We start from the raw sequence: 9,469 nt of genomic DNA, 5'->3' as shown, positions 1-9,469 counted from the left end.
TCTACCACGTCTCCGGTCGGCTGGCGCTAAGCTATCAGCGACTCACGACTCGGGTCTAGAGATAGTCGGTAATACTCGGAAAGGCTCGCCACGAAGGCGAGCAAAAAGCGCCGGCGAACGAGGGGAGCGGCGTGGGCGAGCGGCTCGACAGCGGCGAGTGCCTGGTCTGGCGCTGCCCCGCCGGGCCACTCCCCGCGCCGCTGCACACCCTGCTCGACGACGCCGAACAGGCGCGGGCGCGGCACCTGGGCCACGACGCGGCCCGCACCCGCTTCGTGACCGGCCGCGTGATGGCACGTCTGCTGGCCGCCCGGTACGCCGACACCACGCCCGGCCAGGTCGTCTTCACCTCCACCTGCCGCCACTGCACCGGCCCACACGGCCGGCTGGAGGTGCACACCGACGCAGGCGTGCTGCACCTGTCGGTGTCGCACTCGGCCGAACGGATCCTGGTGGCGATCGCCCGCGACACGGTCTGCGGAGTGGACATCGAACGGGTGGCCCTACGGGGCGACCGGATTCCCGTCTCGGCACTCTCGCCCGCCGAGCGTCGGGTGCTTGCCGACCTGCCGCAGCCGCGGCGACTCGCCGCGTTCATCCGGTACTGGGCCCGCAAGGAGGCGATCCTCAAGGCCACCGGGGACGGCCTGGTGCTGTCACCGGCCGACCTCACGGTCAGCGCCCCGGATGTCTCCGCACGCCTGCTGAGCTGGGAAAATCGGCCACCGCCGCACCTCAGCGTGCATCTGAGCGACCTGGCCGTCGGCGACGAATACCGGGCCGCACTGGCCACCCTCGGCCGCCCACTGTCGATTGTCGAGCGTGACGTTGACCCTCTTGCAGAGGCGAGTCACCTATGATGGACAACACCGCACGGATCTGCCCCATACGCGAGAAGAGGCTTCATGTCGGAACGATCGTTCTCTCCGGTCATCCCCTTCCTCCGCTACCAGGACCCGACGGCTGCCGTCGACTGGCTCGTCAACGCGTTCGGTCTGGAGCGTTTCGACGTCACCGAGGTTGACGGCAAGGTGGTGCACGCCGAGTTGAGCTGGGGCAACTCCACGATCCAGCTCGGCGGCGGCGGACCGCACGACACGCTGGGCATGGTCAGCCCGCGCGAGCTGCCCGCCACCAGCGGCGGCATCTACATCTGCGTCGGTGACGCGGCGGACGTCGACAAGCACTACGAGCGGACGGTGCAGGCCGGCGCCAAGCTCGTCTACGAGCTGCACGACACCTCGTACGGCTCGCGCGACTACGGGGCGTACGACCTGGAGGGTCACGTCTGGAGCTTCGGCAGCTACCTGCCTCGTGAAGCCTCCGCATAGGGTTTACCAAAAACACGTGTAAACACTTGCCCAGGCGGCGGGTTCGGGCCAAGACTGGCAGACATGGATGCCTCCGGTCTGCCGCCCAGGTTCGACGCGCTCGACCCCGCCGTCCTGGAAGATCCCTATCCGACCTACGCCCGACTGCGCGCGGCCGGACCGCTGTGCCGGTTCGGCCCCGGTAGCTGGGGCGTCACCCGCCACGCCGATGTCGTGGCGTTGCAGCGCGACCCCCGGCTCGGCAGCGAGTTCCCCGAGGCATACCACCATCTGTCGGTGGGCGCGGGACCGGCCAGCCACTTCTTCCAGCGCATCATGCTCTACCGCGACCCGCCGGACCACGTCCGGCTGCGGCGGCTGATGAGTGGCGCGTTCACCCCGGCCGTGGTGCGGCGGATGCGCGGCTACATCGAGCAGACCGTGGACGAGCTGCTGGCCCCGGCGCTGGAGAGCGGCAGCTGTGACGTGGTGCGGGAGTTGGCGTACCCGTTGCCGGTGCTTGTGGTGTCCACCCTGATGGGCATCCCGCCCGAGGCCCACGACGACGTCCGGCTGCACGCCATGCGACTCGGACGCGCGTTCAGCGCGATCGTCCCCGCCGAGGCCCGAGGTGCGGCACACGAGTCGGTCCAGTGGCTGCGCGCGTACATCGGCGGGCTGCTCGACGAGCGTCGCAAGGCCCCCGGCGACGACCTGCTCTCCACCCTGTTGCAGGCCGAGGACGACGGGGACCGGCTCAGCCACGACGAGATCGTGGACAACACCGTCTTCTCGTTCTTCGCCGGCTTCGAGACGACCGTGCACCTGATCACCAACGGGTTCGCCGCGCTGCTGCGGGCACCGGACCAGTTCGCCCTCCTGCGCTCCGACCCCGGCCTGGTGCCCGGTGCGGTGGAGGAGTTCCTCCGCTTCGAGGCCCCCATCCAGGGCACCGCCCGGCTGGTGCGGGAGCCGGTGACGATCGGCTCGCGCACCGTACGGGCCGGGCGGGTGCTGGTGCTCATGCTCGGCTCGGCAAACCACGACGAGGCGGTCTTCCACGACCCCGGCACGCTCGACGTCACCCGCAACCCGAACCCGCACGTCACCTTCGGCGGCGGCGGTCACCTGTGCCTGGGCGCCTTCCTGGCCCGTACGGAGGCGCAGGTCGTCTTCGACTGGGTGCTGCGCCGCACCCGCTCGGTGGAGCAGGCGGGCGACCTGGTCCGGGAGAGCGACACCCCGTTCCGTGCCTTCGCCCACGTGCCACTGGCCATCAAGCCCGCCTGACGCTGCTGGCATCCCGCCGGACCGGACGGCCCGGCGGGATGCCGGTTCAGAACGGTCCGGCCCGGCGAAGACGGATCAGGCCGGGGTCGCGGTCAGGATGGTGAGCGTGGCCGTCGGTCGTACGGTGTCCAGCCGCAGCCCGGCCCGGTCGAGCAGGGCGGCGGTCTCCTCGGCCGTGCGGTGGGTGCCGCCGGTGAGCACAAGCGTGTGCACGTCGTACAGCTTCGCCACGTCGAAGGTGTCCCCGGGCGGCAGGACGGCCTCCAACAGCAGCAGGCGGCTGTCCGGCCGCATCGCCTCGCGGACCCGGCGCAGCACCGCCACCACCTGGTCGTCACCGAACCCGGGCAGCACCGTCTTGAGCAGGTACGCGTCCGCACCGGCGGGCAGCGCGTCGAAGAAGCTGCCGGGCACGATCTCGCACCGGTCGCGCACCCCGGCCTCGGTGAGCACCCGGTCCGCCGCCGCGACGACGTGCGGCAGGTCCAGCAGCGTGCCGCGCATCGCGGGATACCGCCCGAGCAGGCCGGCGAGGAATCCGCCGTCCCCGCCACCGACGTCGACCACGTGCGACAGCTCTCCCCACGGATGACAGGGCAGCACGGTACGCAAGTGCAGTCGGGTGATCGCGTGCATCCAGCGGTCCACCCGCCGGCTCTCGTCCGGGTTCGCGGCCAGGTGGCTCCAGTAGTCCGTACCGTGCGCGTGGTCGAAGGCGGCCTCACCGGTACGCAGGCTGTGCGGCAGCATCGCCCACGCCTGCACGTCGGAGGCGAGCAGGGTGTAGACAGCCCGCATCGACATCGGGTGGTCGCTGCGCAGCGGCTGGGCCAGCGGAGTCAGCGCGAACACCTCCGGCTCCGGCTCCGTGAAGATGCCCCTGGCCGCCAACGCCCGCAGCGCCCGGCACAGCGACCGCTCGTGCGCACCGACCTCGGCGGCGAGTTCGGCCACCGGCCGGGGCCCGTCGACGAGCAGGTCGGCGACGCCCAGGTCGCTCACCGCCCGCACGGTCATCGGCACGATCAGATCGGTCAGCTCCGCCAGCCGCATCACCGACGCCAGGTCCATCTGCGGCCGTTGCCGGACGCCCGTTCGCTCAGCCACCGCGCCTACCCTCCACGAATTGGATCAGGTCCAGCCCGACCAGCCCGTCCCGTACCCGGGGGGTCATCAGTCCGATCTGGTCCAGTGCCCGGCCCACCCGGGAGAAGATGGCCTGCCGGTAGGCGACCATCAGCTCGTTGCGGGCGGCGAAGTCGAGCCCGTCGGCCATCGGGACCTCCATGCGTTCCCAGATGTCACCAAGCAGGAACCGGCGGCGGATCAGGGCCGCGGACTCCAGCACCAGCTCCTCCCGCTCGGTGCGCTCGCGGGAGGTCATCTGGTCGTACAGGCCGCGCAGGGACAGCACACCGAACGACACGTGCCGGGCCTCGTCCCGCGCCACCAGGCCGGTGATCTGCTTGATCAGCGGGTCGTGGAAGGTGCTGTGCGCCAGCCGGAACGCGGCCATCGCCAGCGCCTCGACCATGATCTGCATGCCCAGCGAGATGACGTCCCAGCGGTTGTCCTCGAGGATGTCGGTGAGCAGCAGTTCCAGCGGTTCGGAGATCGGGTACGGCTGCTGGATCTTCTCGCCCAGGTAGCGGGAGAAGACCTCCACGTGCCGCGCCTCGTCCACCGCCTGGGTCGAGGCGTACAGCTTGCTGTCCAGCCCCGAGACGATCTCCACCAGTCGGGCCGCGACCACCATGGCCGCCTGTTCGCCGTGCAGGAACTGGCTGACCATCCAGGCCTGGAGTTCCCAGCGGAACTCGTCCCAGGCCGGCCGACCCCGCGCGGCCAGCGGGGAGGCGGCGAACCCGGCCATGGCGAAGGCGGAGTCGTCGGGCAACGGCGCCCCGAACGGTACGTCGAGGTGCCAGTCGATCTCGTCGACGCTCCACTGCGCCTGCTTGGCACGCTGGTAGAGCGATTCCGTACGGCTGTCGGAAGACTCGTAGTTCCAGTTGAGTCGAGCGTCCTGCGTCGAACGCACCACCAACTCGCTCATAGCAGCAAAGACTAGTTCGCCAGACACGCAAAGCCAACGACAAAAGCTATCCTGCTGTCTGTGGAAGCACGCGACACACCAGCCTCGGTCTCCCAGCGACTACTGTGGATGATCAAGCACTACCGGTCGGACTTCGGTGCGTTGAACTGCCCGGTTGTCTGCCGCATCGTGGGAGACCTGGACGAGCGGGCGTTGCAGGAGGCGGTCGACCATCTGGTGGTCCGACACGAGGCGCTGCGGACCACCTTCCACGGTCGGGGAGCGCGTCTCGTGCAGCGCGTACACCCCCCGAGATCACTGCCGCTGACCTGGGCCGACGTACCGACGGGCGAGTCGCCGCAGGCGGCTCTGGCCCGGGAGCTACAGACGCCGATCGACCCGGAGCAGTGGCCGGCGCGGGCCGGCGTCTGGCGGGTCGGCCCGACCGAGCACCTGTTCTGCCTCAACCTGCACCACCTGGTGACCGACGCGTGGTCCACCGGCATCCTGCTGCGCGACCTGGTCGCCTGCTACGCCGCCGCCTGCGGTGGGCCCGGCGTCGAAGCACCCACCGGCTGGCAGTCGTCCCGCTTCGCCCAGGCACAGCAGGAACTGCTGGCCTCGGACCGACTCGCCCGCTACCAGCGGTACTGGCGACGCCAGCTGGAGGGCAGCCAGATCCCCCGACTCGACGCGCTCTACCCGGCCGCAGACGCAGCGACCGGGGTGGCGGAGACCCAGGCGACCCAGGCGAGCCAGGCGGTCCGGTCCGTCGCGGCGGAGCTTCCGGCGGCGACCGTGGCCGGGTTGCGTGAGCTGGCGAGGCGGGAGAAGACCACCCTGTTCACGGTGCTGCTGGCCGCCTTCCACGCCCAGCTGTACCGCCTGACCGGGCAACCGGACCTGGCGGTCGCCTCGATGTTCGCCAACCGGTCCCGACCCGAGGTACGCGACACCGTCGGCCTGCTCGCCGGCATGGTGCTGCTGCGCGCCCAGGTCGCCCGTCAACCCAGCTTCGCCGACCTGGTACGCCACGTGCACGGCGCGGTGATCAGCGCGTTCGCGTACCAGGATCTGCCCTTTCACCTGCTGCCGACGGGCCTGGTCGACACCGGCGGCGGCCGGGCCGACGACGTGATGTTCAACGTGATGTCGCCGATGCGGCATGACCTGACCGGTGGCGGTGCCCGCTTCGAACTGGTGGTCCCCACCGAGATCGGCAGCCGCTTCCCGTTCGAGCTGGCCCTGGCCCCGGTGGGCGAGCACCGGGTGCAGGCGGTGTTGTTCCGGGCCGGTGGATGGGCCGACCCCGCGCTCGGGCAGGACTTCCTGGCCGGCTACCTCGACGTGGCGGCCACGGCGGCGCACCGTCCGGAGGCGGCGCTGCCGACGCCGGGACAGTGACCGGTCAGGGCAACGGTATTGACAGCGTCACAGGCATCCTGAGAACCTTCCAGAACATACTCGTAAATGCACGTGGATAGCAGGAAAGACGAGTGCGCACGGGGATGGCAGGTCAATCCGGGGCCGGTCGACCGGCCCGAGGCGGAAGGGACCGTTGATGACACTGCGACTGCACTGGTTCCTGCCATTGCACGGCGACGGCCGCGAGGTGGCCAAGAGCGCGGACGGGGTGGCCGAGGCCAGGAACATCCGGCGTGAGCCGGAGTTGAACTACCTAGGTCAGGTCGCCCAGGCCGTCGACGGCCTCGGCTTCGCCGGTGCCCTGGTGCCGACCGGTCTGTTCTGTGAGGACCCCTGGCTGGTGTCCGCAGCGCTGTCGCAGCAGACCCGCAACATGCACTTCATGATCGCCTGCCGGCCCAGTTCGCTGCCGCCGATGGTGTGCGCCCAGTCGGCCGCCACGTTCCAGCGGCTCTCGGGCAGCCGGCTGATGCTCAACATCGTCACCGGCGGGGACGCCGACGAACAGCGGCGCTACGGCGACTGGCTCGACCACGACGAGCGGTACGACCGCACCGAGGAGTTCCTCGACGTCTTCCACCAGGCCTGGCGCGGCGAACCCTTCGACTTCCACGGCAAGCACTACCAGATCAAGGCCGGTCTGCTGAGCCGACCGCACGACGTCCGGCCGACGATCCTGCTGGGTGGCTCGTCCGCCGCGGCGCAGCGGGTGGCCGCCGCGCACGCCGACGTCTACCTGGCCTGGGGCGAGCGTCCGGACGGGCTCACCAGTCTCACCAGCCGGGTCGGCGAACTCGCCGCCGAGCGGGGCCGCCACGTCGAGTTCGGTACCCGGTTCCACGTGATCAGCCGGGACACCGCGCAGGAGGCCTGGGCGGTGACACGCCGGCTGCTCGACGGCATGGACGCCAGCCGGATCGCCGACGCCCAGCGACGGTTCCGCCGCACCGAGTCGGAGGGGCAACGCCGGATGGCCGCCCTGCACGGCGGGCGTACCGACGATCTGGAGGTGTATCCGAACGTGTGGGCGGGTTACGGCCTGGTCCGCCCCGGTGCCGGTGCCGCGCTGGTCGGCAGCCACGAGCAGGTGGCCGAGCGGATCGCGGAGTACCACGCGCTGGGCATGAACCATCTCATCCTCTCCGGGCAGCCCCACCTGGAGGAGGCGTACAACTTCGCCGAGGGTGTGCTGCCGCTGCTGCGGCGCCAGGGGCTGCTCGGGCAGGAGGCGTCGTGACGGACCGCAGTTCGCTTGTGGAGACGACACTGTTGCTGGGCAGTCCCCGCGCGGGCTCCCGTACCAGCGGTATCGCCCTGCGGCTGATGGAGGAGCTGGCGCTCGCCCTCGGCACCGAGGGCGTGGAGACCGCCGGTCCGGACATCGTCGACCTCGCCGACATCGGCGCCGCGCTGCCGCAGCGGGCCAGCCGCAGCGTGCCGTTGGGGCCGGAGATCGAACGGGCGCTGGGCCTGGTCCGCCGTCCCGGCCTGCTGGTGGTCGTCAGCCCCACCTTCAAGGGCACCTACACCGGCCTGCTGAAGCTGTTCCTGGACATGCTTCCGATGGACGGGCTGGCCGACTGCGTCGCCGTCGGCGCGATGACCGCCGGCTGGGCCAAGCACCGCGGCGCCGGGGACCAGTACCTGCGCCCGCTGCTCACCGAACTCGGCGCGACCGCGCCGGTGCCGTGCCTGTCGATCCTCGAAGACGAGTTCGAGGACGTGCCAGAGGTCGTCGCGACGTGGTCGCGCCGTTGGGCGCCCACGCTCGGGGCGGTGGTACGCCATCAGCGTCACTGCTTCTCCGCCCCCCGTGTTCCCCCGCTGACCGGCGCTCGGGCCTCCTGAGCGACCCATCCCACCGTCACGCCAGCAGCACAGAGGAGATCGACCATGACCGAGCAGACCGCTCCCGCCCGCCGTACCGAGGAGGAGATCCGCGCTACCGTGGCGGCGGTCATCTCCGACATGGCGCCGAAGGACGGCGTCGAAGTGACGGCGGAGTCCCACCTCATCAAGGACCTGGGCTACCACTCGCTGGCCCTGATGGAGGTGGCGTTCGCCATCGAGGACGAGTTCGACCTCGACCCCATCGACGAGGACACCGCCCGCAAGATCACCACGGTCGGCGCCGTGCAGGACCTGGTGGTCAAGCGGCTCGAGGAGCGTGACGGCGCCTGAGTACGGATCCGGGTCCGGGGGTTACCCGGACCCGTTTTCGTGCCCCCGCACCGCCCCGCACCGACCCACGCAGGCCGGTCAGCCGGTCAGCCGGTAGAGCCGGTGGAAGCGGTCGTTGACGGCCAGGATCGTCATTCCCGAGAAGCCAGCCTGCAACGCCAGCTCGCGCACCTTTCCGGGGCGCAACACGGTGCCGGTGCCCGTCGAATCCGTCCCGGTGAGACTCGCCGGCAGGCAGTGCAGCACGCTCGTGCCGTACTGGAACCGCTCGACGTCGTCGCCCGGTGCGGTGAAGGCCGGCGCGACCTTCGCGTCCATCAGCAGCACTGCGCCGTCGGCGGCACGCAACTGCCGGCACGCCTGGAGCACGGCGACCGGTTGGGACACCTCGTGCAGCGCGTCGAAGAGGCACACCAGGTCGTACTCACCCGCCAGCTGTGGGTCGGCCGCGTCGCGGCAGGCGAAGCGGACCCGGTCGGCGACGCCCGCCTCGGCGGCGTTGCGCTCGGCCTGCTGAAGGGCCGCCCCGTCGAGGTCCAGTCCGGTCACTTCGGCCTGCGGGTACGCCCGCGCCAACGCGATGCTCGACCAGCCGGTCCCGCAGGCGACGTCGGCGATGCGCCGCCCGGGAGCGTCGAGGCGGGCGTGCACGTCGGGCAACTGCTGGGCGATCCAGCCGGCGAGCTGGTGGGCGAACAGGGCCCGGTTGGCGCCCGAGTGCCCGTCCCGCCAGTCCACGCCGAACACGTCGTCGGGCACGCCCGCACCGCTGCGGTAGGCCGCCACCAGCTCCGGCAGGGCCGCGGCGATGCCACCGAGCGGGAGTACGGCGAGGGAGGCCAGCGACATCGGGTCGTCCGACACCGTCAGGACGGCGGCGTGCCCGGCGGGAAGCCGGTACGCGCGGCGTTCGGCCGGCAGGCGTACGTCATCGGTCTCGACGACGCCACAGACGGCCTGGTGTTCCAGCCATTCCCGCGCGTACCGGGGGGCGACGCCGGCGGCCTGGGCAAGCTCGTCCGGGCGCATCGGTCCCGGTGCGGCAGCCAGCGCCTCGTACAACCCGAGCTTGACCCCCAGGTACGCCGACAGCAGCTCCTGCGTGGCGAGAAGAGACTTCCACATCCTCATCGCAAACACGTGTGTCTGCGCCTCAGACGCCGTCATGAGACACCTCCCCGGGGCAGCCCAACTGTGCTTATGAAGTGTTTACACACAACACTCCCTT

General features: G+C 70.7%; 10 protein-coding genes. 7 read left to right on the top strand and 3 right to left on the bottom strand.

Translation table 11 applies throughout. The features are described from left to right. Window positions 1–131: 131 nt before the first annotated feature. The 3 genes from C1A38_RS05890 (at window position 132) to C1A38_RS05880 (ending at window position 2,600) form a co-directional block, all read left to right on the top strand. The gene (locus C1A38_RS05890; protein WP_102656807.1) at window positions 132–860 is read left to right on the top strand and encodes a 4'-phosphopantetheinyl transferase family protein; all 729 of its coding nucleotides are present in this window, start codon (window positions 132–134) and stop codon (window positions 858–860) included. Window positions 861–905: 45 nt separating this feature from the next. Then, window positions 906–1,331 (top strand): VOC family protein, encoded by a 426-nt coding sequence (locus tag C1A38_RS05885; RefSeq protein ID WP_102656806.1) that lies wholly within the window; start codon window positions 906–908, stop codon window positions 1,329–1,331. 63 nt (window positions 1,332–1,394) lie between these two features. Further along, entirely contained in the window at window positions 1,395–2,600 is a 1,206-nt protein-coding gene (locus C1A38_RS05880; protein ID WP_102656805.1) for a cytochrome P450, read from the top strand. Between the two features lie 75 nt (window positions 2,601–2,675). Here C1A38_RS05880 and C1A38_RS05875 read toward each other — a convergent pair whose 3' ends face one another. Continuing rightward, window positions 2,676–3,671, bottom strand: a complete 996-nt coding sequence (locus C1A38_RS05875) for a methyltransferase (RefSeq protein WP_102656804.1) — start codon at window positions 3,669–3,671, stop codon at window positions 2,676–2,678. Window positions 3,672–3,699: 28 nt separating this feature from the next. Then, a complete protein-coding gene (locus C1A38_RS05870; RefSeq protein ID WP_102656803.1) occupies window positions 3,700–4,656 on the bottom strand; it encodes a ferritin-like domain-containing protein in 957 nt (318 codons plus the stop codon). A gap of 60 nt (window positions 4,657–4,716) precedes the next feature. On the opposite strand from C1A38_RS05870, the gene C1A38_RS05865 reads away from it, so the two are divergent. The 4 genes from C1A38_RS05865 to C1A38_RS05850 all read left to right on the top strand — a co-directional run bounded on the left by C1A38_RS05865 (window position 4,717) and on the right by C1A38_RS05850 (window position 8,241). Next, window positions 4,717–6,039 (top strand): condensation domain-containing protein, encoded by a 1,323-nt coding sequence (locus C1A38_RS05865; protein ID WP_233196656.1) that lies wholly within the window; start codon window positions 4,717–4,719, stop codon window positions 6,037–6,039. 157 nt (window positions 6,040–6,196) lie between these two features. Further along, window positions 6,197–7,297 (top strand): LLM class flavin-dependent oxidoreductase, encoded by a 1,101-nt coding sequence (locus C1A38_RS05860; protein WP_102656801.1) that lies wholly within the window; start codon window positions 6,197–6,199, stop codon window positions 7,295–7,297. Beyond that, complete coding sequence (locus C1A38_RS05855) at window positions 7,294–7,908, top strand: NADPH-dependent FMN reductase (protein ID WP_013731191.1); 615 nt, start codon at window positions 7,294–7,296, stop codon at window positions 7,906–7,908. Before C1A38_RS05860 ends, C1A38_RS05855 begins: the two co-directional genes overlap by 4 nt. Before the next feature lie 45 nt (window positions 7,909–7,953). Further along, window positions 7,954–8,241 carry a phosphopantetheine-binding protein gene (locus tag C1A38_RS05850; RefSeq protein ID WP_102656799.1) on the top strand — a complete coding sequence of 96 codons (288 nt, stop codon included), beginning with the start codon at window positions 7,954–7,956 and terminating at the stop codon, window positions 8,239–8,241. Between the two features lie 78 nt (window positions 8,242–8,319). Here the strand turns inward: C1A38_RS05850 and C1A38_RS05845 are convergent, their stop codons facing one another. Next, a complete protein-coding gene (locus C1A38_RS05845; RefSeq protein ID WP_233196655.1) occupies window positions 8,320–9,372 on the bottom strand; it encodes a class I SAM-dependent methyltransferase in 1,053 nt (350 codons plus the stop codon). Window positions 9,373–9,469 lie beyond the last annotated feature (97 nt).

The organism is Verrucosispora sp. ts21 (genome assembly GCF_002879555.1).
GTDB lineage: Bacteria > Actinomycetota > Actinomycetes > Mycobacteriales > Micromonosporaceae > Micromonospora > Micromonospora gifhornensis.
The sequence above is the reverse complement of the archived record's forward strand: the minus strand, read 5'-3'. Positions and strand labels throughout refer to the sequence as shown.

What these genes read in the sequence shown, in the direction of transcription:
- C1A38_RS05885 (WP_102656806.1), top strand. Translation starts at nt 906, where the DNA reads ATGTCGGAACGATCGTTCTCTCCGGTCATCCCCTTCCTCCGCTACCAG.
- C1A38_RS05880 (WP_102656805.1), top strand. Translation starts at nt 1,395, where the DNA reads ATGGATGCCTCCGGTCTGCCGCCCAGGTTCGACGCGCTCGACCCCGCC.
- C1A38_RS05875 (WP_102656804.1), bottom strand. Translation starts at nt 3,671, where the DNA reads ATGGACCTGGCGTCGGTGATGCGGCTGGCGGAGCTGACCGATCTGATC.
- C1A38_RS05870 (WP_102656803.1), bottom strand. Translation starts at nt 4,656, where the DNA reads ATGAGCGAGTTGGTGGTGCGTTCGACGCAGGACGCTCGACTCAACTGG.
- C1A38_RS05860 (WP_102656801.1), top strand. Translation starts at nt 6,197, where the DNA reads ATGACACTGCGACTGCACTGGTTCCTGCCATTGCACGGCGACGGCCGC.
- C1A38_RS05850 (WP_102656799.1), top strand. Translation starts at nt 7,954, where the DNA reads ATGACCGAGCAGACCGCTCCCGCCCGCCGTACCGAGGAGGAGATCCGC.
- C1A38_RS05845 (WP_233196655.1), bottom strand. Translation starts at nt 9,372, where the DNA reads ATGAGGATGTGGAAGTCTCTTCTCGCCACGCAGGAGCTGCTGTCGGCG.